Source organism: Catellatospora sp. NPDC049111, from assembly GCF_040648615.1.
Lineage (GTDB): Bacteria > Actinomycetota > Actinomycetes > Mycobacteriales > Micromonosporaceae > Catellatospora > Catellatospora aurea.
Genome location: NZ_JBEZEB010000012.1, coordinates 41,609 through 65,847, shown reverse-complemented (window position 1 = coordinate 65,847; position 24,239 = coordinate 41,609). Strand labels below are relative to the sequence as shown.

At 70.1% G+C, this 24,239-nt stretch carries 23 protein-coding genes and 1 pseudogene; 13 read left to right on the top strand and 11 right to left on the bottom strand.

Annotation, left to right across the window (positions count from 1 at the left end):
- Positions 1–117: 117 nt before the first annotated feature.
- From AB0B66_RS18990 to AB0B66_RS18980, 3 genes are all read right to left on the bottom strand, one after another.
- The gene (locus AB0B66_RS18990; protein WP_360531012.1) at positions 118–1,104 is read right to left on the bottom strand and encodes an ABC transporter permease subunit; all 987 of its coding nucleotides are present in this window, start codon (positions 1,102–1,104) and stop codon (positions 118–120) included.
- Positions 1,105–1,168: 64 nt separating this feature from the next.
- Entirely contained in the window at positions 1,169–2,161 is a 993-nt protein-coding gene (locus AB0B66_RS18985) for an ABC transporter ATP-binding protein (protein WP_360531009.1), read from the bottom strand.
- 214 nt (positions 2,162–2,375) lie between these two features.
- On the bottom strand, positions 2,376–3,161 hold the full coding sequence (locus AB0B66_RS18980) for a DeoR/GlpR family DNA-binding transcription regulator (protein ID WP_360531006.1): 786 nt from the start codon (positions 3,159–3,161) through the stop codon (positions 2,376–2,378).
- Between the two features lie 187 nt (positions 3,162–3,348).
- On the opposite strand from AB0B66_RS18980, the gene AB0B66_RS18975 reads away from it, so the two are divergent.
- The 5 genes from AB0B66_RS18975 (at position 3,349) to AB0B66_RS18955 (ending at position 8,074) form a co-directional block, all read left to right on the top strand.
- Positions 3,349–4,224: a sugar isomerase gene (locus tag AB0B66_RS18975; RefSeq protein WP_360531003.1), complete on the top strand. Its 876-nt coding sequence runs from the start codon at positions 3,349–3,351 to the stop codon at positions 4,222–4,224.
- A 37-nt stretch (positions 4,225–4,261) separates the two neighbouring features.
- A complete protein-coding gene (locus tag AB0B66_RS18970) occupies positions 4,262–5,203 on the top strand; it encodes an ROK family protein (RefSeq protein WP_360531001.1) in 942 nt (313 codons plus the stop codon).
- On the top strand, positions 5,203–6,288 hold the full coding sequence (nagA, locus tag AB0B66_RS18965) for an N-acetylglucosamine-6-phosphate deacetylase (protein WP_360531396.1): 1,086 nt from the start codon (positions 5,203–5,205) through the stop codon (positions 6,286–6,288). The genes AB0B66_RS18970 and nagA overlap by 1 nt, the downstream gene beginning before the upstream one ends.
- Positions 6,288–7,133, top strand: coding sequence for a class II fructose-bisphosphate aldolase (locus AB0B66_RS18960; protein WP_360530998.1), 846 nt, complete (start codon positions 6,288–6,290; stop codon positions 7,131–7,133). The genes nagA and AB0B66_RS18960 overlap by 1 nt, the downstream gene beginning before the upstream one ends.
- Before the next feature lie 95 nt (positions 7,134–7,228).
- A complete protein-coding gene (locus AB0B66_RS18955; protein ID WP_360530995.1) occupies positions 7,229–8,074 on the top strand; it encodes a pyridoxal-phosphate dependent enzyme in 846 nt (281 codons plus the stop codon).
- A gap of 22 nt (positions 8,075–8,096) precedes the next feature.
- Here AB0B66_RS18955 and AB0B66_RS18950 read toward each other — a convergent pair whose 3' ends face one another.
- From AB0B66_RS18950 to AB0B66_RS18940, 3 genes are all read right to left on the bottom strand, one after another.
- On the bottom strand, positions 8,097–9,314 hold the full coding sequence (locus AB0B66_RS18950) for an APC family permease (protein ID WP_360531393.1): 1,218 nt from the start codon (positions 9,312–9,314) through the stop codon (positions 8,097–8,099).
- Between the two features lie 211 nt (positions 9,315–9,525).
- Positions 9,526–10,200, bottom strand: a complete 675-nt coding sequence (locus AB0B66_RS18945) for a phosphatase PAP2 family protein (RefSeq protein ID WP_360530993.1) — start codon at positions 10,198–10,200, stop codon at positions 9,526–9,528.
- A gap of 156 nt (positions 10,201–10,356) precedes the next feature.
- A complete protein-coding gene (locus AB0B66_RS18940) occupies positions 10,357–11,694 on the bottom strand; it encodes a serine protease (RefSeq protein WP_360530990.1) in 1,338 nt (445 codons plus the stop codon).
- A gap of 122 nt (positions 11,695–11,816) precedes the next feature.
- Between AB0B66_RS18940 and AB0B66_RS18935 the strand changes: the two are divergent.
- Together AB0B66_RS18935 and AB0B66_RS18930 are read left to right on the top strand one after the other, a co-directional pair.
- A pseudogene (locus AB0B66_RS18935) lies at positions 11,817–13,022 on the top strand (DUF4032 domain-containing protein); the annotation flags it as partial.
- A gap of 314 nt (positions 13,023–13,336) precedes the next feature.
- Entirely contained in the window at positions 13,337–14,101 is a 765-nt protein-coding gene (locus AB0B66_RS18930; protein ID WP_360530987.1) for a phospholipase A2, read from the top strand.
- Here the strand turns inward: AB0B66_RS18930 and AB0B66_RS18925 are convergent.
- Complete coding sequence (locus AB0B66_RS18925) at positions 14,013–15,797, bottom strand: NAD-binding protein (RefSeq protein WP_360530984.1); 1,785 nt, start codon at positions 15,795–15,797, stop codon at positions 14,013–14,015. The genes AB0B66_RS18930 and AB0B66_RS18925 overlap by 89 nt on opposite strands.
- A 165-nt stretch (positions 15,798–15,962) precedes the next feature.
- Here AB0B66_RS18925 and AB0B66_RS18920 point away from each other — a divergent pair, with 165 nt between their 5' ends.
- A complete protein-coding gene (locus AB0B66_RS18920; RefSeq protein ID WP_360530981.1) occupies positions 15,963–17,789 on the top strand; it encodes a hypothetical protein in 1,827 nt (608 codons plus the stop codon).
- A 66-nt stretch (positions 17,790–17,855) separates the two neighbouring features.
- On the opposite strand, the gene AB0B66_RS18915 is transcribed toward AB0B66_RS18920, so the two are convergent.
- Positions 17,856–18,389: a GNAT family N-acetyltransferase gene (locus tag AB0B66_RS18915; RefSeq protein WP_360530978.1), complete on the bottom strand. Its 534-nt coding sequence runs from the start codon at positions 18,387–18,389 to the stop codon at positions 17,856–17,858.
- A 263-nt stretch (positions 18,390–18,652) separates the two neighbouring features.
- On the opposite strand from AB0B66_RS18915, the gene AB0B66_RS18910 reads away from it, so the two are divergent.
- Both AB0B66_RS18910 and AB0B66_RS18905 read left to right on the top strand, forming a co-directional pair.
- A complete protein-coding gene (locus tag AB0B66_RS18910; RefSeq protein WP_360530975.1) occupies positions 18,653–18,877 on the top strand; it encodes a hypothetical protein in 225 nt (74 codons plus the stop codon).
- The gene (locus tag AB0B66_RS18905; RefSeq protein WP_360530972.1) at positions 18,874–19,635 is read left to right on the top strand and encodes a DUF2637 domain-containing protein; all 762 of its coding nucleotides are present in this window, start codon (positions 18,874–18,876) and stop codon (positions 19,633–19,635) included. Before AB0B66_RS18910 ends, AB0B66_RS18905 begins: the two co-directional genes overlap by 4 nt.
- Positions 19,636–19,696: 61 nt before the next feature.
- Here AB0B66_RS18905 and AB0B66_RS18900 read toward each other — a convergent pair whose 3' ends face one another.
- A complete protein-coding gene (locus AB0B66_RS18900) occupies positions 19,697–19,906 on the bottom strand; it encodes a hypothetical protein (protein ID WP_360530969.1) in 210 nt (69 codons plus the stop codon).
- A gap of 204 nt (positions 19,907–20,110) precedes the next feature.
- Here AB0B66_RS18900 and AB0B66_RS18895 point away from each other — a divergent pair, with 204 nt between their 5' ends.
- The gene (locus AB0B66_RS18895; protein WP_360530966.1) at positions 20,111–20,509 is read left to right on the top strand and encodes a hypothetical protein; all 399 of its coding nucleotides are present in this window, start codon (positions 20,111–20,113) and stop codon (positions 20,507–20,509) included.
- A 34-nt stretch (positions 20,510–20,543) separates the two neighbouring features.
- On the opposite strand, the gene AB0B66_RS18890 is transcribed toward AB0B66_RS18895, so the two are convergent.
- Complete coding sequence (locus AB0B66_RS18890; RefSeq protein ID WP_360531390.1) at positions 20,544–21,782, bottom strand: IS701 family transposase; 1,239 nt, start codon at positions 21,780–21,782, stop codon at positions 20,544–20,546.
- A 167-nt stretch (positions 21,783–21,949) separates the two neighbouring features.
- A complete protein-coding gene (locus AB0B66_RS18885) occupies positions 21,950–22,546 on the bottom strand; it encodes a hypothetical protein (protein ID WP_360530963.1) in 597 nt (198 codons plus the stop codon).
- 346 nt (positions 22,547–22,892) lie between these two features.
- Here AB0B66_RS18885 and AB0B66_RS18880 point away from each other — a divergent pair, with 346 nt between their 5' ends.
- Together AB0B66_RS18880 and AB0B66_RS18875 are read left to right on the top strand one after the other, a co-directional pair.
- Positions 22,893–23,555 (top strand): hypothetical protein, encoded by a 663-nt coding sequence (locus AB0B66_RS18880; protein ID WP_360530960.1) that lies wholly within the window; start codon positions 22,893–22,895, stop codon positions 23,553–23,555.
- Positions 23,552–24,121 (top strand): GIY-YIG nuclease family protein, encoded by a 570-nt coding sequence (locus AB0B66_RS18875; RefSeq protein WP_360530957.1) that lies wholly within the window; start codon positions 23,552–23,554, stop codon positions 24,119–24,121. The genes AB0B66_RS18880 and AB0B66_RS18875 overlap by 4 nt, the downstream gene beginning before the upstream one ends.
- The last annotated feature ends 118 nt before the right edge of the window (positions 24,122–24,239 follow it).

Sequence of the window (24,239 nt, the reverse complement as noted above, 5' to 3'; positions counted from 1 at the left end):
GGTGCGCTGTCGAGATCAACGAAAGATCTGTGATCAGGGTTGCTGTGCCACAAAAGCGACCGGGCGGCCGGGGTATCCGATACCCCGGCCGCCCGGCCGTATGCCTACTTCCGCGAGTCAGCTGATGTCGCGGCGGCGCATCTGCCAGAAGGCGAGCAGGAGCACCACCACGACCAGGCCCAGCGCGATCGAACCGCTGTCCTGCCAGGTGATCAGCAGCTCCGGCGGGTTGCAGTTGCCCGCGTTGTCGCAGACGGTCTCCGGCGAACTGAAGTCCGTCAGCTTCACCTCTTTGCTCATCCACGCGAAGATGTGCACCGGCACCAGGTACTGCTCCCAGAACGGCACTCGGACCATCTGGAACAGGATGCTCAGACCGACCTGTCCGACGATCACCACGGCCAGCGCCGCGCCCAGCGCGAGACCGGTGTGCCGGCCGATCGAGGCCAGCCCGAAGCCGAGCGCCGCGAACGCCAGGATCATGCCCATTCCGCGCAGTGCGGTCAGGCCGAACGACTGCCACACCCCCGGGGTCAGACCCTCCGTGGTGCCGCGCAGCTCACCGGCCGCCCACAGGATGCCGGTCCAGACGCCCAGCGCCAGGATGGACAGCGCGGTCACCGACAGCAGCAGCACGCCCAGCTTGGTGCCGAGCACCTTCATCCGTTTCGGCTGCCAGGTGAGCAGGTTCATCATCGAGCCGGACGCCCACTCCGCCCCGACGAACGACGCCCCCAGCAGGAACGCGATCATCGCCATGATGGCGGCCCAGACCAGGAACAGCTCGCCGTACATCGCCTTGAAGTCGAACGACGGCGGCATGAAGTCCTCGGCCCGGAAGTCGGACCGCTGCGGTCCGGTCCAGCCGTCCTCGGGACACTTCTCACCGCACTCGCGCTTGTACTGCTCGTAGTAGCGGACCTGCTCCTGGTACACCGCCTCGGCCGCCGCCTCGCCCTTGGCACGGGCCTCGGCGGTCGGCTTGGAGTGGAACGCGAACAGGATCGACGCGATCGTCACCAGCAGCAGCAGGCCGATCGGGAACACCCAGCGGGTCAGCCGGCGCTTGAAGAACCGCCGCCGCTCAGCACGCACCAGACTCATGCCTTCTCCTCGCTGCGCTCGTCGGCGGCATCGCCGAGCCCACTGATTCGCTCGCGAAGCTCGCTCATGCCCCCACCCCGTTCTGCGGCGTGAGCTCCGGCCGCACGCTCTGATCGACCGAGCGGACCTGGCCGGGCACCGGGGCGGTGCCGGTCAGCTCCAGGAACACGCTTTCGAGATCCGCGGTGACCGGGGTCAGCTCGCTGACGTACAGCTGGCGCTCCGCCAGCAGCCGTGCGATCAGGGCCGGCTTGTCCACCCCGGACAGGGTGAGGTGGTCCGCGTTCGCCTGCAGCTGGAAGCCCGCCGCGATCAGCACCTGGGCGGCCGCGGACAGGTCCGCGGGCGTCTCCAGGGCGACCTTCACCTGACCGGACGAGTGCGCCTGCAGCACCTCGGCGACCGGGCCCGCCGCGACCCGGCGGCCCAGCGAGATGATGGTGACGCTGTCGCAGATCAGCTGGATCTCGCCGAGGATGTGGCTGGACAGCACCACGGTCATGCCGCCGGCCGACAGTGTGGCCATCATGTCGCGCATCTCGCGGATGCCGCCCGGGTCCAGGCCGTTGGCGGGCTCGTCGAGGATCAGCAGTTTCGGCTGCTTGAGCAGCGCCGACGCGACGGCCAGCCGCTGCTTCATGCCCAGCGAGTACGTCTTGACGCGCTCCTTGGCCCGCTCGCGCAGGCCGACCAGCTCCAGCGCCCAGTCGACGCGCTCCTTGGGCAGGCCGCCCGCGTCGGCCAGCAGGGAGAGCGTGTCGCGCGCGGTGAAATGGGCGAAGAACTGCGGGCTCTCCACGATCGCGCCGACCTGGCCGACCACGCTGGGCAGGTGCCGCGGCAGCTCGTGACCGAGGATGCGCATCTCGCCGCTGTCCGGCTTGATCAGCCCGAGCAGCGTACGCAGGGTGGTGGTCTTGCCGGAGCCGTTCGGCCCCAGGAAGCCGTGTACCTGTCCGGCCTCCACATACATCTCGAAGCCGTCCAGCGCCCGACGGGGACCACCCCGGGCTCGGTACGTCTTACGCAGGCCTTGGATCTCCAAGACAGCGGTCACGAGCGACCTCCTAGGTATCAGTGACCCCCGCACCCTACGGCGTATGCACCCCCCACGCAGCCCGGATCTTCCCCGATTCTTCACAACCCCACCGCGTGTCGCGACGGTCACCGAAGGTCATCCGATTTGCCTGGCACATGGGCGAACGCGGCCTCAAGATACGCAGACCTGCCAGGCAAGTCCGACGATCCCCGGGGCGCGGGCGGCAGGATGTTCAGGCGACGATGACGTTGAGGCCGGCGTCGCGGAAGGCGGAGACGGCGGCGGGGTCGGCGTTGGAGTCGGTGACCAGGGTTTCGATGCGCTCGACCGGGCAGATGCGGGCGAACGCGTGGCTGCCCAGCTTGGACGAGTCCGCGATGATCGCGACGCGCTTGGCGCGGGCCACCATCAGCGAGTTCATCGCCGCCTCGCCCTCGTGGTGGGCGGCCGCGCCGAGGGTCACGTCGATCGCGTTGACGCCGAGCAGCACCAGGTCGAGGGTGACCTCGCGCAGGATGCCGCCGCCGAGCGGGCCGACCAGCTCGAACGACTGCGGACGTACCACACCCCCGGTCACCACAATCTTCATGCGGGAGCGGACCAGCAGCTCGTTGGCGATGTTGAGCGCGTTGGTGACGACGGTGAGCTGCGCGCCCTCGGAGACCGAGTTCAACTCGGGACGCACGGCCAGGGCGCGGGCGACCTCGGTGGTGGTCGTGCCGCCGTTGAGGCCGACGACCATGCCGGGCTGCACGAGCGACGCCGCGGCGGCGCCGATGCGCTGCTTCTCGGCCGAGTGCTTGGCGGTCTTGTAGCGCAGCGGCAGGTCGTAGGAGACGCCGCTGGCAACGGCCCCGCCCCGGGTACGTGTGATCATCTGCTGCTGGGCGAGCTGGTCGAAGTCGCGGCGGATGGTGGCCTGGGAGACGTCGAGCCGCTCGGCGGCCTCCTCGACGGTCACCCGGCCGGAATCGGTGAGCAGTTCCAGCAGCGCGTTCCAGCGGGCGTACCGGTCCACCGATCCTCCGTTTGCGCGATTTCTGAGCGGATGCGTGCACACTAGTGCGCGAAACCCGCCCATGCAACGCGATGTGCTGCGCGTATGTGACGCTTGAGTTGCCATCGTCCGAGGCGTCGCGCAGAATAGCGCGCGAAAACCCTTACTTTCGAGCCGTTACGCGCACGCCTGCTTGGAGGGCCCACCCATGACGTACGTCGCCGAAGAGATCGACAGCCAGCCCGAGCTCTGGCGACGGGCCGCGGCACAGGCCGCCGAGGCGACCGGGGCACTGCCCCGGCCGGGCGAGCGCGTCGCCGTCGTCGGCTGCGGCACCTCCTGGTTCATGGCGATGGCGTACGCCGCGCTGCGCGAGGCCGCCGGACAGGGCGAGACCGACGCCTTCGCGGGCAGCGAGTTCCCTGTCGACCGGCCGTACGACCGGATCATCGCGATCACCCGGTCCGGCACCACCACCGAGGTCCTCGACATCCTGCGCAAGGCCGGTGACCGGTCCACGGTGCTGGTCGGCGACGTGGACACCCCGGCGGTGAACCTGGCCCGCGACGTGATCGCGCTGCCCTGGGCCGACGAGCGCTCCGTGGTGCAGACCCGCTTCGCGACCAGCGCGCTCACCCTGCTGCGCGCGTCGCTCGGCGAGGATCTCGCCAAGGCCGCCGAGGACGCGCAGCGCGCGCTCGAACTGCCGCTGCCGCTCGACCCGGCGAGCATCGAGCAGGTCACCTTCGTCGGCCGGGGCTGGACCAACGGCCTGGCCCAGGAGGCCGCGCTCAAGTGCCGCGAGGCGGCGACGTTCTGGACCGAGGCGTACCCGGCGATGGACTTCCGGCACGGCCCCATCTCGATCAGCACCACCGGCCGCGCGGTCTGGGCCTTCGGCGAGGTCCCGCCCGGCCTGCGCGAGGACGTCGAGGCGACCGGCGCGACCTTCGTGCACGACCCGGCGATCGACCCGGTCGCGCACCTGATCGTCGCGCAGCGCTTCGCGGTCGCCCTGGCCGAGCACAAGGGCCTCAACCCCGACACCCCGCGCCACCTGACCCGCTCGGTAGTGCTGTCATGAATCAGCCCGACCCGATCGCAGGTTCAAAGGAGCAGGCATGACCGCGCACCAGCCTGACGACGTCGTCGTCTCCATCGACGTGGGCGGCACCGGCATGAAGTGCGCCCTGGTCGACGTCGCCCACCGGGTACGCCACACCGAGCGCCACGCCACCGGCCGCGAGCGCGGGCCGCAGGCGGTGCTCGGCACCATCCTCGACGTCGCCGCGGGACTGGCCGCGACCGCCACCGAGCGAGGCTGGCGGCCCGTCGGCGCGGGCGTGGTCGTGCCGGGCATCATCGACGAGGCCAACGGCATCGCGACGTACTCGTCGAACATCGGCTTCCGGGACGTGCCGCTGCGCCGTGAGATCGCCGATCGGACCGGTCTGTCCACCGCGGTCGGCCACGACGTGCGGGCCAGCGGCCTGGCCGAGGCCCGGCTGGGCGCGGGCCGGGGTCGCCGGCACGTGCTGGTGGTGCCGATCGGCACCGGCATCGCCGCCGCGCACGTGGTCGACGGCACGGTCATGGCGGGCGCGCACGGCGCGGCCGGGGAGATCGGCCACATCGTGGTACGCCCCGGCGGCCCGCTGTGCGGCTGCGGCCTGCGCGGCTGCCTGGAGGCGCTCGCCTCGGCCAGCGCGGTCGAGCGCCGCTACACCGAACTCGCCGGCAGCCCCGCCACCGCGGCGCAGGTCGCCGCGCGGCTGACCACCGACCCCCACGCCGACCAGGTATGGGCGGAGACCGTCGACGCGCTGGCCGACGGGCTGCTCACCGGCCAGGCCCTGTATGACCCGGAACTGGTCGTCATCGGCGGCGGCCTGGCCGAGTCCGGCGAGGCCCTGCTGGCACCGCTGCGCGACGCCCTGGGCAAGAAGGTCACCTTCCACCGCGTGCCGGAGATCGTGCGCGCCGAGCTGGGCGACGAGTCCGGCTGCCTCGGCGCGGGCCTGATCGCCCTGGACCTGATCGAGCGCACGGAGGAGAAGGCGTGATCAACGGACGGATCGTCACCCCCGAGGGTGTCGTCGAAGGCTCCCTCCACCTGGACGGAGATCGCATCGCTTCCATCGAGGCCGGCACACCCGCCGCGGACCGGTGGATCCTGCCCGGGTTCGTGGACATCCACAACCACGGCGGCGGCGGGTTCACCTTCACCACCGGCGACGCCGCGGCGGCCCGGGAGGCGGCCGCGTTCCACCTGGGCCATGGCACGACCACGCTGCTGGCGAGCCTGGTCTCGTCGCCGTTCGAGCTGATGCGCGACGCGGTGCTCGCGTACGCGCCGCTGGTCGCCGAGGGTGTGCTGGCCGGCGTGCACTTCGAGGGGCCGTACCTGTCGCACGCGCGCTGCGGCGCGCAGAACCCCGAGTTCCTGCGCGACCCGTCGCTCGACGAGCTGACCGAGATCATCAAGCTCGCCGACGGCGTGCTGCGCATGGTGACCATCGCACCGGAGCGGCCAGGCGCGCTCGACGCGATCAGGCTGCTGGCCGAGCACGGCGTGGTCGCCGCGGTCGGGCACACCGACGGGTCGTACGCCGAGGTCATGGCCGCGGTCGAGGCCGGCGCGACGGTCGGCACGCACCTGTTCAACGGCATGCGCCCGGTGCACCACCGCGAGCCGGGCCCGATCGTGGCGCTGCTGGACTCCCCCACCGTCGTCTGCGAACTGGTCGCCGACGGCGTACACCTGCATGACGGCACCCTGGCCTTCGCCGCGCACAGCGCGGGCAGCGCCCGGGCCGCGCTGATCACCGACGCGATGACCGCGGCGGGTATGCCCGACGGCGAGTACGACCTGGGCGGCCTGGCCGTGACCGTCGCCGACCGGGTGGCCCGGCTGGCCAACGGCAGCATCGCCGGCAGCACGCTGACCATGGACGCCGCGGTGCGCCAGGCGCTCGGCGCGGGCCTGCCCATCACGGATGTGGCCGCGATGGCCGCGACCACCCCGGCCCGGGTCCTCGGCCTGGCCGGCGAGCTGGGCGCACTGCGCCCCGGCCTGCGTGCCGACCTGGTCGAACTGGACGCCGACCTGCGCGTGGTCCGCGTCATGAAGTCGGGAGCGTGGAACTGATGGCCCTGGTCCCCACCGGGAAGCTGGTCGCCGAGGCGGCCGTCGCCGGCACCGGCGTCGCCGCGTTCAACGTCATCACCCTGGAGCACGCCGAGGCGATCACCGCCGGGGCGGCGGCCGCGGGCCGTCCGGTGATCCTGCAGATCAGCGAGAACGCCGTGAAGTTCCACGGCGGGCAGCTCGGCCCGATCACCGCCGCCGCGCGGGCGGTCGCCGAGCTGGCCTCGGTCGACGTGGCGCTGCACCTGGACCACGTGGAATCGGTGGCGCTGCTGAGGCAGGCCCCCGAGCACGGCTTCTCGTCGGTCATGTTCGACGCCTCGACCCTGCCGTACGCGGAAAACGTGGCCGCGACCAGGGCCGCGGCGGAGTTCTGCCACGAGCACGGCCTGTGGCTGGAGAGCGAGCTCGGCACCGTCGGCGGCAAGGACGGCGCACCGCCGCTGGGCGCGCACGCTCCCGGCGCGCGCACCGATCCCGCCGAGGCGGCCGCCTACGTCGCCGAGACCGGGGTGGACGCGCTGGCCGTCGCGGTGGGCTCCTCCCATGCGATGACCAGCCGGGACGCCGCCCTCGACCACGACCTGATCGCCGCCCTGAAGAACGCGGTCACGGTCCCCCTGGTGCTGCACGGCTCGTCCGGCGTCGGCGACGCCGAACTGCGCCGCGCGGTCACCGGCGGCCTCGTGAAAATCAACATCGGCACGGCCCTGAACATCGCCGCGACCGGCGCCGTCCGCGAGACCCTCACCACCGACCCGAAACTCGTCGACCCGCGCAAATACCTCCGCCCCGCCCGCGACGCCATGTCCGCCACGGTCCAACACTTCCTCACCCTCCTCTGACCCCGCAGCGGCGATCTTGCACGGGTGTCCCCCACGACACGGATGAACCAGTCACGGAAGGGCCACTCGTGCAAGATCGTCGCGGTGAGCCGGTCGTGAAGGAGTTACGCGACGAGCGGCTCGGGCGGGTCGGGGTGGCGCTGGTGGTGGTGCGCGACGATCTGGTGGACCCGCAGCTGCCGGGGAACAAGGCGCGGAAGCTGAAGTACACCCTGGTGGAAGCGCGGGAGCGGGGCTTCGGCACGCTGTTGACGTTCGGTGGGGCGTACTCGAACCATCTGCGCGCGGTCGCGACGGCCGGTCGCCGCCGCGGGTTCCGGACCGTCGGCATCGTGCGCGGTGAGGAGCACCTGCCGCTCAACCCGTCCCTGGCGTACGCCGCCGCGCAGGGCATGACCCTGGCCTACCTGGACCGGGAAACGTACCGCCGCAAGCACACCGACGCCGTGCTCGCCGAGCTGAAGCAGACCTGGGGCGACTGCTACGTGATCCCCGAGGGCGGCAGCAACGCCCTCGCCGTACGCGGCTGCGCCGAGCTGCCCGCCGAGATCGACGCCGAGTACGACGTGCTCTGCTGCCCGGTGGGCACGGGCGGCACCCTGGCCGGCATCGCGGGCGGGCTGACCGGCGACCGGCGGGCGCTCGGGGTCGCCGTGCTCAAGGGCGCGGGCTTCCTCGTCGACGAGGTCACCGAGCTGCAGCGCCAGGCGTTCGGCACCCCCACGGCCAACTGGCGGATCGACCTGGACCACCACTTCGGCGGGTACGCCAAGCGCACCCCGCAGCTCGACGCCTTCGTCGCCGACTTCCACCACCGCCACGGCCTCGCCCTGGACCCGATCTACACCGGCAAGCTGCTCGCCGCCCTCTTCGACCTCGCCGAGCAGGGCGCGTTCGCACCGGGCACCCGCCTGGCAGCGGTCATCACGGGCTCCGGTTGACGCTCCACCTGGTGGTGCACCGTCAGCCCTTGCGGCGCGCGACCGCGTACGCGAGCACGCCGGCCGCGAGCAGACCCGCCCCGGCCAGCACCGTCGGCTCGGGCAGGGTCATCGCGAGCACGACGCAGCCGATCAGCCCGAGCGCCGCCACCGCGCGCAAGTGTCTCGGCCCGCCCAAGCTCCACGCGGCCGCGTTGGTGATCGCGTAGTAGGTCAGCACCGCCACGCTGGAGAAGCCGATCGCGCCGCGTACGTCCGCCGCCAGCACCACCGCGATGATCACCGCGGCGACGGCCAGTTCGGCCAGCCACGGGGTCGCGTGCCGGGCGTGCACCGCGGACAGGCGCGCCGGCAGGTCGCTGCGCCGCGCCATGGCCAGGATCGTCCGGCCCACCCCGGCCAGCAGGCTGAGCAGCACCCCGCACACCGCGACGCCCGCCCCGATCCGCACGACCGGAACCAGGCCGGGCGCACCGGCGGCGGCGACGACGTCGGCCAGCGGCGCGGTGGACCTGGCCAGCGCGGGCATGCCGAGCACGGACAGGCAGACCAGCGCCACCGCGAGGTAGACGAGCAGGACCACCCCGAGCGCCACGGGCACGGCCCGCGGAATGGTGCGCTCCGGGTCGCGGACCTCCTCGCCGAGCGTGGCGATCCGGGCGTACCCGGCGAACGCGAAGAACAGCAGCCCCGCCGCCTCGAACGGCCCCGCCGGACCGGCCACGCCGGCTTCGGCCGCCGCGCCGCCCCACAGCCCGACGCCCACTGCCGTGACCAGAACCAGCAGGGTGATCGCGACGAGCACCCGGGTGGCGACGGCCGTCTTCGTGACGCCCCGAATGTTGATCAGAGTCAGCACCACGACCGCCGCGACCGCGACCGGCCGGGCGTACGCGGGCCACAGGTAGTACCCGATCGTCAGCGCCATCGCCGCGCAGCTCGCCGTCTTGCCGATGACGAACGCCCAGCCCGCCAGGAACCCGGTGAACGCCCCGAGCTGCTCGCGCCCGTACACGTAGGTGCCACCCGACTCCGGATACCGCGCGGCCAGCCGTGCCGACCCGGTCGCGTTGCACGCCGCCACCACCGCCGCGATCAGCAGCGCCAGCAGCAGCGCGCCGCCGGTCCCCGCAGCGGCGGCCGCCGGTCCCCACACCACGAACACACCGGCGCCGAGCATCGCCCCCAGCCCGATGACGACGGCGTCGCCGAACCCCAGCCGCCGCGCCAACGTCGAGATCACGCCCGCAGGCTAGCCCGCCCGCGTTGAGGAAAGGAAGGGCACCGTCGGCTCGCGTCAGCGAGACGAGCAGAAGCTCTGCTTAACGCTATGTGTATAGGAAGGGCACCTTGTTAACCTTCGACCTGCGGAGCACCAGGTCAGCGGCGGTTTCCGAAGCCCGGCACGCGGCTGGACCGGGTCACCGGCGGGCCTGGCGCGGGCGGCCGGGTCAGCGGGCCGGCGGCAGGATCGCGTCCCAGTCGATCCGGTGGATGATCCGGTCCAGCAGCAGGCCCAGGGCCAGTGCGGCCAGCCCGTCGGTGACCCAGTGGTGCGACAGGTACGTCGTCGTGCACAGCACGATCGCCGGCGGCGCGACCCTCATCCAGCGCACCAGCGTCGGCGGCAGCCGCCACAGCCGCGAGGCCAGGATCACGATGATGCCCCACCACACGATCGCGTTGACGACGTGCCCGGACGGGTACGAGTTCGAGTATGTCACCGCCAGCGGGTTGAACAACTCCACCGCGTTGGGCAGCGCACTGCTCGGCGCGTCCCGGTGCGTCCACAGCTTCAGCGGCCCGATGGTGAGGTACGTGAGCAGGAAACCCATCACCCCCGGCAGCAGCACCCGCCAGTCCCGGAAACGCACCAGCATCGTCACCGTGAGCCCGCCCGTGATGATCCACATCACCAGCCAGCCCTGCCCGAGGTAGTTCAGCGCCCGCGCGACCGCGTGCGCCCAGCCCGGCTGGTGGCTCTGCACCCAGTCGCGTACGCCCAGGTCCAGCCCTTCGGTCGCGCCACGCGCCGCCAGCACCGTGATCAGCGCCAGCACCGCCACCAGGGCGGCGTCCCACCACCAGCTGTCGAACCGGCTCAGCCGCCGCGTCGGAATCCGCACCGGCCCACTATGCCTGACCGGCCCCGCGACCCGGCATTCCTGCACCGCCCCACCACACAGGCGCCACATCACCCCCACCTCAGGTGATCATGAAGTTGGGGTAGCGACACACCGCCGAACACTGCCTTAAGTTCATGATCAACCCACGATAGCGGGTCAGAGCAGGGTGCCGAGTTTCCTGGCGACCAGTTCCATGCGGACGCCGGAGTTGGGGCAGCCGCCGAAGTGGTGCAGGGCGATCACCTTGTTCGTGCGGCGGGACAGGACCGGGGAGCCGGACGAGCCGCCCTCGGTGTCGCAGTAGTAGGAGATGTCGGTGTCGTCGGCGTAGCCGTCGTAGTCGTTGCTCTCCACCGCGCAGTTGCCCGCCCGGTCGCGGTCGCTGCTGATCGCCACCATCGCCGGCGCACCGGCGGGGTGCTGCGGGATGTAGAGTTCCTCGCCCTTGGCCGGGCGGCGCAGGTCCAGCTCCAGGTAGCCGAACTTCTCCACCAGCGGGAAGTCCGTCACCGAGAACAGGCTGAAGTCCAGCGTCTTGTCCGTGGTGATCAGCTCGCTCAGCCACACCTTGGTCGGCCGGAACACGTCGTACCCGCCGCATTCGGCGCACTGGTAGTTGAACCACACCTCGACGTCATTGGTCTCGCTCTTGTCCGCGACGCAGTGGTTGTTGGTCAGCAGCAGGTTGCGCGGCCCGACCCGCCAGGCGGTGCACAGCTCGACGCCGCCGATCAGCATCCGGGCCACGGCCTTGGCGCGCCGGTAGACCACCGGCTCGGTGGTGCGGTAGCAGACCGCGTCGGCCTTCTGGTCGGAGCCGCAGATGGTCTCCTCCCGGCCCGTGCGCGCCTGCGCCCGCTTTGCCTTCTGGTACGACTCGGACGCCGTGGTCCGCTCCGCCTCGGTGTGCCCGCGGCTCACCTTGTCGATCACCACGCCGAGCCGGGCGACGGTGGCGCCCAGCCCGAGCAGATCGAGGTCCGAGCTGTGCAGCTCGACGAGGGCGGTGTCCCCGGTCACCGACATCGCCCAGCGTCCCGCGCTGCCCAGCACCGAGCCGACCGCGTCGCCGTCGATCCGGTGCACCTCGGTGCGCTTCGGGTCGCTGACCGTCAGGTAGTCGCCGGGAAGCAGCAGCAGCTGCGAGAAGTGCACCTTGACGTACTCGGCCCCCGGGTAGCGCAGCGTCGTGCTGCGGTCCGCGTCCAGGTAGCCGAGCACCGCGTGCGCGGACTCGACCCGGCCCGCCTCGGCCCGCCCGGTCCGGTGCGGGCTCGCGTCCTCGCCGCCCTTCGCGGTCACCGGAGCGACGGCCCCGGCACCGGCTGTCGGCGCGGCCGCCTGCTCGGCCTCCTGAACTGCGGTGACCATCGATCGGGCGTCATCCGGCCGAGCGGCGGGCGGGGCTCCTCCACCGAGCACCGCGGCGCCTGCGGCCGAGGTGAGCGCCAACACGGCAGAGATTCCCATCACCAGCGCGACCGTACGGCGCATGCGACCAGCCTCCTGAACGACTCCGGACAAGCTCCCTACGTGCAACGACGCAGCACTGTGGCCGGTGCCTCGGCCGAAAAGAGGATTCGCGGCAGCTGTATGCGAATCCGTAGGCTGTTCGGGTGCGGATCACCTCGGCCCTCGTCGACCCAGCCCTGATCGATCTACCCTGGTCAACTCCACTGGAGGAGTGGCCGGCCGACCACCTGGTCGCGCTGCCCCAGGGCATCTCCCGGCACGTGGTCCGCTTCGTCAAACTGCAGGGCACCGTGTACGCGGTGAAGGAGACCCGAGAGAAGATCGCCGAGCGGGAGTACGACCTGCTCCGCGCCCTCGAACGGATCGACGCCCCGGCCGTCGAGGCGGTCGCGATCGTCGCCGACCGGGTCGCCGCCGACGGCGAGCACCTGGAACCGGTGCTGGTCACCCGCCACCTCAAGTTCTCCCTGCCGTACCGGGCGCTGTTCTCGCACACGCTGCGCCCCGACACCATGAACCGGCTGCTGGACGCGCTCGCCGCGCTGCTGGTGCGCATGCACCTGCTCGGCTTCTTCTGGGGCGACTGCTCGCTGTCCAACACCCTGTTCCGCCGCGACGCGGGCGCGTTCGCCGCGTACCTCGTCGACGCCGAGACGGGCCAGCTGCACCTGCGGCTGTCCCCCGGCCAGCGCGGCGAGGACCTGGAGATCGCCCGGACCAACATCTTCGGCGAGGCGCTGGACCTGCAGGCCGCGGGCCTGCTGCACGAGGGCATCGATCCGGAGCACGTCTCCGACGAGGTGGTGCGCCGCTACGAGACGCTCTGGCACGAGCTGACCCACGAGCAGGCAGTCGAGACCGACACCCGCCGCCAGATGGACAAGCGCATCCGCCGCCTCAACGAACTCGGCTTCGACGTCGAGGAGGTGGCGATGTCCGTCGTCGAGGAGGGCGGGCACCGCAGCATCATGCTGCGCCCGAAGGTCGTCGACGCCGGCCACCACACCCGCCGCCTGCTCCGCCTGACCGGCCTGGACGCCGAGGAGAACCAGGCCCGCGCGCTGCTCAACGACCTCGACGCGTACCGGGCCGAGTCCGAGGACCTGCCCGACGAGGCCCAGGCCGCGCACCGCTGGCTGACCGAGGTGTTCGAGCCGGTGATCCGCGCGGTGCCGCCGCACCTGCGCGGCAAGCTGGAACCGCCAGAGCTGTTCGTGCAGATCATCGAGCACCGCTGGACGCTGAGCGAGAACGCGGGCCGCGACGTCGGCCTCGCCCCCGCGGTGCAGTCGTTCCTCAACAACGTGCTGGTGCACCGCCCGGACGAGCAGGCCGTCCTGGGCTACGACCCCGACGAGGAACCCGACCCCGACCTCATCCCCGACGACGACATCGTCGAGGACGACGACCTCGCCGCCCGCTGACCGTTCACGTCGACGCCGTCCACCGCTCGCCGCCCCGCCCGTCATCGACGTTGGCCTATCACATCGAATCCGAGTCACGAATTTTCGATGTGATAGGCCAACGTCTATTCAACTCGGGCGGGTGAAGAGGCTGGGCGATCGGTAAAACCGCAGGTAGCGTGGCTGTCCGGTCCGGGCGCACCGCTCTGCCGAGCGGGGTGGCACCCCGTCGGGCCGCGCACAGCGAAAGGGTCGCGACGATGCGATCACGGCCGCGCCTGGCCGCCCTCGCCAGGCTCTCCGCCGAGCGGGCCGGACCCGACGGCCGGAATCGACGCCTGCCGTCCGCTGGGCGGCGGCCGCTGCGGGGCTGGCTGCGTTCGCTGCTGGTGCTCGGCGTCGGCATCGCCGCGGCGCTGACCGTCGCGACCCCCGGCAACGCGCAGGCCGGCGCGGACGCCGCCGCGACCCGCATGATCCACGCGCTGCCCGCCGGTGACCTCGCCGCCCTGCCGGAGGACTTCCCGCAGGTCATGCACTACACCCCGGGCACCGCCCGGCTGGCCGACGGCTCGCTCCGCGTGATCAACCCGACCGGCTCCTGCTCGGTGCCCGGTGAGGGCCGCCCATTCGACTTCGCCACGGCCTGCAAGGCCCACGACTTCGGCTACGACCTGCTGCGGTACGCGCAGCGCCGGGGTGCGCCCCTGGACCCGACCGCCCGTGCCGACATCGACCTGCTGCTCGACCACGACCTGCGGGTGCAGTGCGTCGCCGACTCGACCCCGGCCAGCTGCGACGCAACCGTGGCCCTGTTCGCCGCGGGGGTGGGCTTCAACTCCTGGCGTCAGGTCTCCGGTCCGCCCGTGGACACGTCCGGGCTGCCGCGCACCGCGGGCCTGGTGCTGCTGGCCCTGGCCGGTGGCGGCTGCCTGGTCACGGCGCGCTCGCGCCTGCTCCCTGCGCGATCGGGTCCGCGTCGTCGTCCGCGCCGTTTCCGGCTGCCTGGCGCATCAGCCGGCTGAGCCCGTCGCGGCTGGCGACCACCGTGATCCGGTCACGCGCCTGGAGCACCCGGTTGGGCGCGGGCCGCCACAGCGGGCGGGGCTCACCGAACTCGGCCAGCGCGATCACGCGTACCGCTCCGGCCAGGTCCGCGACGGCCACCCGCTGCCCGGCGAGCTGCGAGCCGGTGCCGACCACGACCTCGGCGACGAGCAGCACCCGGCGTTCGACCGAGATGGTGCCGATCACCTCGCGTTCCATCAGCGCCTCGGCGAAGGCCGGTGCGGCGAGGTAGGACACGCTTCGGGTGAACCGGATGCTGAACGTCTTGCGTACCCGCGCGGCGAGGTCGCCGTCGAACAGCCGGACCAGCACCCGCAGCTGCGGCTGGAGGTTGCGGCCGTGCAGCGCCGCCTCCAGGTTGATGACGTCGTTGCTGGCCAGCGTCATCAGCGCCCGGCAGTTCTGCACGTGCGCGGAGCGCAGCGTGCTCTCCCGGCTCGCGTCGCCGATGATCAGCGGCACGCCCAGTTCGCGGGCCAGCGGCACGCCACGTGCCTGCTCCTTGATGTCGATCGCGACCACCGGGATGTCCCGGTCGTAAAGCAGCCGCAGCACCCGGGTGCCGACGTTGCCCAGCCCGACCAGCACGACGTGGCCGTCCTCGGGCAGCCGCAGCCGCCCCTGCGCCACGGCCAGCCGGGCGTTGACGGTGCCCTCGACGACCATCGCGGTGATCAGCGGCACCAGGGCGAGCCCGGCCAGCGCGACGAGCAGTTGCAGCACCTGCTGCCAGCCGGGGATGTCCGCGTCGAGCTGCGGTCCGCCGAGCGCGTTGACCAGCGTGACGTACACGCCGTCCCAGAACGAGGCGACCTCCGGCCGGGTGCGCGCGAACGCGAAACCGGCACCGATCAGGATCAGCAGCACCACCGCGACCGCGATGCGGAACTGGCGCGAGATCAGCGTCTTCGCCGTGTCGACGACCGCGGGCAGCCGCCAGCGGCGGGCGTTGCGGCGCACGGTACGCGCGACGGTGGTCACCGTGTCGGCGACGCTGTCGGCGACCCCGCTGCTCACCCGCGCCTCGGCCAGCACCAGGTCGGCTCGGCCCGGGTCGGCGGGCAGCAGGTCCGGCGCGGTGCCGCCGGTGGTGGTGTCCACCAGCCCGCAGACCACGTCGTCGGGCGACACCTCGGCCCGCCGGGCGACCACGAGGGTACGCCCGCCGACCGGCAGTGGCACCGCGTTGACCTCGTCGAGCGCGATCGCGACCAGGGCCGGCGACGCGATCTCGGCGTCGGACAGCACCCGGGCGTTGCCGAGCAGTTCCTCGATGCCGCGGCCGAGATGCGAGTTGTACATCCGGACCACCAGCCGCAGCCCCGGCACCAGGTCACGGGCCTGCAGCGCGACGTGGATGTTGCCGACGTCGTCCTGCACCGTCAGCGCCAGCCCGATCGCCGTGGCGACGTCGGCCTTGACCAGGGCACGTTCGTCCACCCGATCGACCACCACCACGCGCACCCGCGGCAGCTCACCGAAGTCGCGCGCGTCGCGCCTCTGATCGGGGGTCATCAGCACCACCACGTCCACGCCGTAGCGCGTGGTCAGCTGCTCGGCGAGGCGGTAGGCCAGGCCGTCCGAGCCGTTGATCACGAAGTGGTTGTTGCGGGCACGGCGGAGGTTTGCCACGACCGTGGAGGGGGTCAGCACGCCCGGATGCTATCGACCACGCACCACCCGTACCACCCCTGAGGGATCGCCAGACATGCCTTTCCCGCGACGATATGCCCCTTTTGGTCGTTGCTCCATCAGACGAATGCACCAAGCAGCACCCTGCGGTTCGGGGTGCATCGGTCAGCAATCGAATGGATGGACATGAACAAGTGGTTCTACCGTGCCGTCGGCGCCGTGGGCGTGGCGGGCGGCGTCATGCTTCTCGGCAGTGGCGTCGCGCACGCTGAAACGGTCACCGAGGCCCAGCCGACCGCCGATCTTCAGGCCATGCGAGGGCTGGTCGCCGATCTCCTCTCCCCGACGGGCGGCCTGAACAACCTCGGCCTGTCGATCGACATGCCCGATACGAGGCTGAACGCGGGCCTGCTCGCCGACGGCCCGCTTTCGATCACCCGCGGCACCGGAGACCTCGGCGTCACCGCGTACGCCCCCGGGGTGCAGGACATCTCACTCACCGGCAAGGCCCCGGACCTGACCCGCGCGCTGCCGAGCACCGGCCTGCTCACCAGCACCGGCCTGCTCAACGGCGTCGGCAAGGAGGAGGGACTGCCCGGCCTGGACAGCGTCACCGGCATGCTCTCCGGCGGACCGCTCGGCGGCCTGCTCGGCGCCCAGCCCGGTGGCAGCCCCATCGGCGGCCTCTCCAACGGGCCGCTCGGCGGCCTGACCACAGGCCTGATGGGCGGCCCTGACGGCGGCGGCACCCTGGGCGGCCTGCTCGGCGGAGACGGCGGCCCGCTGGGCAGCCTCACCGGCGGTGGCGGCCCGCTCGGTGGACTCACCGGCGGCGACGGGCCGCTCGGCGGCATCACCGGCAGCCTGGGCGACCTGACCGGCGGACTCAGCGGCGGACTCAACGGCAGCGCCAAGGCCGCCGACCCGCTCGCCAGCCTCACCGGCGCGCTCGGCGGCGACGCCCTGGGCGGACTCACCGGCGAGCGCAACGACCTGTCCGGGCTGCAGCCCGCGCCGCTGCCCGCCCCGGCCGGCCCGTCCGTCGGCACCCCCCAGGACAGCTTCGGCGAATGGCTCGGCGAGACGCCCACCGGTATGCCGTCCGGCATGCTGGCACGCCAGATCGACCCACTGCTCGACACCGACGCGCTCGACCCGTCCGACGCCCAGGGCATCACGCTCGAACCGGCGCTGTCCCAGCAGGTCGCCGACGCGACCTCGCAGATCGTGCCGGCCCTCATCGCCGACGCGATGGGCCAGCCGGGCAACGACGACCTGCTCGCGACCGAGGGCCTGCCCACCGCCGAAGGCCTGCCCTTCGTCGACAAGCTGCCCATCCTCGACGGCGTGCTCGGCAACGGCGGCCCGCTGGACAGCATCCTGGTCGTCGGCGACATCGCCAAGCAGGTCCCCGGCGTACGCGACCTGGCCAGCGGCAAGCTCAGCCTGGACACCGTGACCAAGCTCCCCGTCGTCGGCGGCATGCTCACCGGCGGCATCGTCCAGGGCGGCAAGCCCGGCACCGCGCTGCCCGTCGTCGGCTCGCTGCCGATCGTCGGCGACGCGCTCGGCAAGATCACCGGCGGGCTGTCCGGCATGAGCCCCGGCCGCGGCGCCAACCTGCTGAACCCCGAGCCGAGCCTCGACACCCAGCTGCCCGTCGGCCAGCAGATCTCCGCCCCGGCGCCGCAGCCCCAGCACGTCGGCCGGCACCGGGCCACCGAGCGCCCGATCGCGGGCGAGGACGCCGAGTACGCGGAGTCGGCCACCACCGAGGCCGGCCTGCCCGGCCTGCCCAACCTGGGCGAGCTGCCGCTGCTGGGCAGCCTGACCGGCGGCGCCGGCGCCGGCGCGGGCGGCCTCGGCGTGGGCAGCCTGCTGGGCCAGCTGCCGCTCGTCAACGACCTGCCGATCCTGGGCAACATGGCCACCTCCATGGAGGTGCTGCGCGCCCTGCCGGTCGTCGGGACCGCCGCGGGCCTGCTGCCGCTGGAGAGCGACACGCTCATCTGACAGGCGTACACGGCGAGGGGGCGGATGCGAAACGCATCCGCCCCCTTGTCGCTGCGCAGAGCTCTGTCAGAGCGGTCGCGTGGTGAACAGAGTGGTTCCGCGGACCGGGTCCACCACCGTCTGGTCGGTCTCGGTGAACCCGAGCTTGGCCAGCACCCGGCGGGAAGCGGTGTTCCAGTCCCAGACCGTGGCCCACAGGCGCTCGTAGCCGGACGATCGCGCCCAGTCCAGCACCGCCAGCGAGGCCTCGGTCGCGTACCCCTGACCCCAGACGCGGTGCAGCAGCTCGAACGCCAGTTCCGGCTCCCCCTGCGGTCCCCGTCCGTCGACCAGCCCGCAGTAGCCGATGACGTCGCCCTCCGCCTTGCGCTCGATCGCCGGCAACCTGGTCGCCCAGAGCTCGTCGGTGCGGATCGAATTCTCCAGCTCCGCGAGGGTGGGGTGTCCGTCGGCGTCGATGCGGCGCTGGGGCGGCACCCGCGGATCACGTTCGGTCCACAGCTCGCGCTGAACGGCTGCTTCGGCCACCCGCCAGGGTCTAAGCAGCAGGCGATCGGTCTCGAGCATCAACTCGCGGTCCGGAGTCGCTGAAGCCGTCATGACGACGACTCTCCCACGGGCGGACATGCTGTCGTGGCACGGGGCTGAGCTGGGGCGTTGGAGCCGACCAGGGGACTTGAACCCCTAACCTTCCGATTACAAGTCCAACATCGTAAGTGTGGGCAAGGACAGTTCTCTGCGTTATCGCAGGTAAACCCACATGTCTTCAGGACCTGAATCGGGCACAGGTGCATCCTGGTCCAGGCGGTGTGTGACACGCGAGTGACACGCGCTCCGGGGGTCTCCCAGCCCGAAGGGGAGACATGAACATCGAACCGCCGGACGACTCCGGGGCCGTACTGCCCGCCGGACGGACCACGCCCGAAGACCGTGAAGCCGCTCTGCGTCACTGCCTACGAGGCGTCGATCTCGACGCGCACGACGACCGAGTCGTCCGCTGGCTCTCGCGCATCCTCGACGACTGGACCGTCCGCACCCTGCTGAGCTTGTTCGACCGCGTCCGGCAGATCTCCAGGGGTGCGGCGTGAACCGGGCCGCATCGCTACGTGCGCTCAACGTGGCCCTTGGCGTCCTTGCTGGCGTCGTGGTTGTGGTCGGCTTCGTCGCGGTAGTAGGAGCGGGCTTCGCGTTGTCCTACGACGCGCTGAAGGCCGTTGCCGTGGGCGCGCACATGCGAGCTGACCTCGCGTGGCTGTTCCCGGTCACGGTCGATGGCGCGATGGCCGTGGCGACCATCGTCGCCATCGTCATGAAGAAGATGGAGAAGTCGACTTGGTACCCCTGGACCGTCGTCATCGTCGGCGCGGTCATCTCCGTGGTCTGCAACGCATTGCACGCCACGACAGCAGGCGGCGACGGAATCGCCATGGCGGTGTCCGCCGTGCCGCCCTTCCTGCTGGCCTTATGCGTGCATCTTCTGATGTCCCTGGTCGAGTCGATCGGGGTCACGGTCGCCGAGGCTGCTGAAGAGGCCGCCAAGCCGGTGCCCGTCCGCAAGGCTGTCCGGCCGAAGCCCCAGCCGGCCTCTTCAGGTCCTGAAAACGAAGAGGTGGGCACGGGTACACCGGAGGCTCCGGGGGCCGCGGACTCCAAGCGTCTTCAGGAGGTGAAGAACACCCGCGACAAGCCGGGCAAGAAGAGGCGGGAACCGGCCGAGCTGCTGAACGCGGTACGCGAACTGGAGGCCGCCGAGCCCGGCATCACCAGGGAGGAGCAGGCGAAGCGGCTGAACGTGAGCGACCGACGCATCCGTCAGGTCATCAAGGAGCAGTTCGGCACGGCGTAGGTAACGGCAGGGCCGGGTTCCTCACCCGGCCCTGTCTATGGTCGTTACCGCCTCAATCGGCTCACGGCACCAATTCAGGTTTGGAGCTGAGACGAACAACAGGCGGCTCCGCGTTCGCCTCCCACTTGCGCTCGTAGTAGCGGTGTAGATGCTCAAGCATGCCGCCCGGAACCTCATGCCAACGCAAATGCGGCATAAACGCTGATGGGTCAGCGAGATAGAAGCTCGAATAACCCTTCACGCGAACGCCGCCATGCAGGTAAAGGTACATAGGGCTGCCAGGGAGATCCGCGTACGTCCGGACCTCGAACGAACCATGCGAACTAGCCCTAGAGATTCGAGCAGCAGCCGCTTGAAGAATACGCAGCTCTTCCCGGATCTTCTCCGCGAAATGAGGCGGACTAATACGGCAGCGGCATGTGGTCGGCCAAGCGCTCGGCAGGTGTATCCGCCAGCGTTGTGGCAGCATGGCTCCGTGCTGTACATCCGTTTCGAGTCTGCCGAAGCTGACGAGCACGGAAGGCGGACGGGCATCTTCGGGCTCGCGAACCGGTTGGCGAGGTCAGGTGCGTTGAGCCCTGAGGACTGGACCTGGTGGCGAACGAACAACGACTGGTTCGATGCCGCCTACCCCGATCCGGGCAAGGTGGACCCGACGCTGTTCGACAAGTCGATCTACCCCCACGCGACCTGCTGGTTCAAGGACACTGCCGTACATCTTCTCGACCGCGTGCCGGGATATCTGGCCCTGTTGGATCGTTACAAGATCCGCTGGAGTGAGGCGCGCTCAACCGACCCCGGCGTCGTTCTATACGAGGATGCGGATCAGGTGGTCGTCACGCCGCCGGGTGCTCCTCGCCTCATGTCCCGCTGACGCCCGACCGCGCTACGGAAGCAGCGCGTAGCGCTTATACGCTGGTAGAGGGCTCGGAGCGTCGTCGGTAGTGGCTTCGTTTGGCGCTGGCTTGGTGACGTCGTCGCCATCGTGACCAGGCCAGTACGGCAGCCTGGGTCGCGGCGGTGGGCAGGGCGGTAGCGATCAGGCGTCGGGTCTCAGCGAGGGTCAGGTCGATCAGCTCGGGGCTGCTGGTTGAGGAGCGATGCGCGATGGTGACAACGGTCAGCAAGGCCAGGGCGATCATGGCCAGGAGCGTGAACCGGTGCCAGGCCCGCCAGCCCCGGCACTGATACTGGTCAAGTCCGACCTGCCCTTTCGCGGTCTGGAACGACTCCTCGATGGACCACCTGCTACCCGCGACGGTGACCAGCCGCACCAGCGGCACCGACGCCGGGGTCCAACACAAGTAGTAGGCCAACTGCCCGTCGCTGCCCCGGCGCACGAGCAGGCTGTGCCGGCCTTCGCCCTGGTCGTGGATGGTGACCCACGCCCAGTCGTAGAGACGTTGTCCCTTGGAGCCCGGCCCGGCCGAGCGGGTCTGCCACGCCTGCTCGGGCAGGAGCGCAGCGACCCGGTCGACGCGTTCGCGCTGCACCGGGGTGGTGTTGACCAGAGTGTTGCAGGCCACGGCCAGGACGTAGGCCATGCCGCGTTCACGCAGCCCGGCACGCAGCGCGGGGTCGAGGCCGTACGCCTCGTCGGCGGTGAACCAGCCGGCCGGGACCCCGGCGGCGATCGCCGTGTCGACCATGGCCAGGGCCAGCTCGGGCTTGGTCGCGAACAGCACCTCGTCGGGTACGCTGGCCGCGGTGCAGCGGCGTTCGTCGTCGGACCAGCTGCGCGGCAGGTACAGCCGCCGGTCCAGCAGCGCCCGCCCGCGTGGGGACACGTACGCCAGGAAGACCCCTATCTGGGAGTTCTCGACCCGGCCAGCGGTGCCGGAGTACTGCCGTTGGACGCCGACCGAGCAAACGCCCTTCTTGAGGTAGCCGGTCTCGTCTGCGACGAGGATCCCGTCGCGGTGGCCCAGGTGCTCGACCACGAGGTCACGCAGGTCGCCGGCGACGGCGTCGGTGTCCCAGACCGCGGTGCGCAGTAGGCGCTGCATCCGGTCGGGGCTAGCATGACCGGCCTGCTCGGCCAGCCACCATCCGTTCTTGCGCTCGATCGGCGCCAGCAGCCCCAGCAGCAGCTCACGCACCGTGCGGCGAGGCTCCGACCTGGCGAACCGAGCACCGATCCGGGCCAGCACACCGTCGAACACCTGCCACCACACGGCAGCATCTACGCTATGGCCAGCGGCCACCGCGACGTTATTCGGTTTGTCCACAACAGACGATGATCTCGCGGTGGCTGTCTTGTGCTCATTGACGGTCGCGCCCCACCACGATCCAGATCAGGGCAGGTCAGACCACCTCAGCTACGTGCCGCTGCCGTACTAAACTCTTCTTGAGTCTCGATTTCGAGCGCACGCAGGTTTGAAGGGACCGAGTCGGGTTCGGCAACCAGCATTTTGACCGAAGCTCCCCGCTGAACCGCACTTACAAGGGCGTCACGGTACTTGATGCCATCTGGACAGAAATTGTTCAGCCAGAGAAGCTCGTCACCGTTATCGAGGCGGTCGAAAACGGCGGCGTAGTTGAAGCTTCGCTCGAAGCCACTCAACCCCCACACGCCAGCCTGCTGAACATGAGTTTCCAGCCAAGCGCGAAGCTCGCTTTCGATGCGGCCGTGCAACTTCGTATCGTGATCGTTGATTAGCACGAGCATTGACGGTCCGGTGAGCACGTCTTGCAGGCTCACGAGGGTGTCAGCGGCGTGCTTCTCACGAAGGAAGTAGTCATACAAGAAGCTAACAAGCACGGCTGTAGCTACAAAGGTTCCCAGGTGTTCAAGCACGTCTCCTACTACGCCCAGCTTTACAAGCTTTCCCGCTAGGAAAGCCGCTACGCCTCCGAGAAGTACGATGATCGCGCCAGCCACGCGGAGCTTGTCCCTCTTCGACCTCGACACTTGCGGCTCCCACCACTGACGAAGGTTGCGGTAGAGCAGACTATAGACATTCCGAACGCACGCTGAAAGCGATCAACTTGAGGCCAATTCCGCCATGAAGCGATCTCCAACACAATCGGCATGCCCACCTAGCTGCACGAGTTGGCAGGCAACCTCAGACCAGTTGCGCTCGACCGGTAGGCTCCCGCACTACGGGCAATGGCATGTCTTAACCGAACGTTTGACCGGATCGACACCCCCGGATGGCAGCGGAGATCGCAACAGGCGATTGTGACCAGCCATCACGTTTAATACGCCGCCGTCTTGGCGGCTGGTCCCAAAGCTCGCTCCGGCTTACCCTTCCGGCGTGAAAGACCCGTGGTCAGTGGTTCTGGGCGCTGCGCTCGCGCTCATCGGCACCGCGCTCGTGCAGGCGTGGCTCGTGCCGAAGACGCAGGTGAAGATCAGGGAGCGGGACCGTTGGGAGAAGGATCTGCGTGAGCTGGCAGATCTGCTGGCGAAGAAGGTAGTGCCGTCGGTGACGGAGTACCACCTAGCGGCGCGCATCGTTGCCGTCGTCGAGCACAGCGCTCGGACCGGAAAGTCCGACTTTCAACGAAAAGATGAAGAGTGGTTCAAGCAGACGGTGGAGACCCGTAATCGATTGGCGACGGAGTTCGACGACCATATGGACTTGGTCAGGATCCTCGTTGGGCGGCTCCAGCATCTGAACGAACACGCTGACACCTGGATCGAGCTTCGCAACTCGCACTGTGCGCTTCAGGAGGCTTGGCGTCGGTATTACCTCCATGACACGCGTGGCACCGGCTGGCCGAGTCCGGATGAGTTCGATGCCGCCTACAACGAGTTGCGTAGTAGGGCGTTGAGGCTGTCGCAGTGGATCGAGAGTCTCGCGAGAGAAAACAGACCCCCGAAGCAGCGCACAGTCCGCCGGATGTGGCGGCAGGTTCGTGGACTACGTCTACAAGAAAAAGCCATGTCACACGTCGTCGGGAAGATGTTTGTATGACCTCGCCGCTGGAGCCGAACGCCCTTCAGGCCGCCACGACTGCTCTGAACACCGCACCATTAGCCCTGGGAGAGGCCGTAAGCCTCGTACCGAGTGCGGTCGGCATCTACGCGTGGTGGGCCGCACCCACGATCTTCGCTGACCTTCCTGGCACCGCGAACGGCAGCGATCCCGCTGTGCGCCTCTTGTACCTCGGGATCGCCGAGAGGAAGAGCGGACTGCGTACGAGGATCGTCAAGGAGCACCTAGCCCGATCGGGTAGCTCAACGCTGCGTCGCACCCTCGCCGGTTTGCTGATGTCCACCGAGCGCTATGAGACTGCCTGGACCGACCGCGTGGTACTTGTCGCAGCCGACGAACTTCGCCTCACAGCGTGGATGCACGCCAACCTTCGCCTTACCTGGTTCGCCTGCGAAGACCCCGAACAGCACGAGAAGAATTTGATCACTAGCCTTCGGCCACCGCTAAACCTGAAGCAGGCTGTGCCGAGCGCCGCCCTCACGACCGTCAAGGCCGCGAAGGTTGCCTACACGAAGAGCGCTGGACCCCGGCCGCTTGCGCCATAGCGGAGGGCCGCAGTGCCCTAAAGTCGATCGTCTCCTACCGAATGTCCGGCTTCCAGACGGACAGCTCGCTCCCCTAGGCTGACTCTCTTGCCGTACTGGCGTTGAGAGCGGGGAGCTG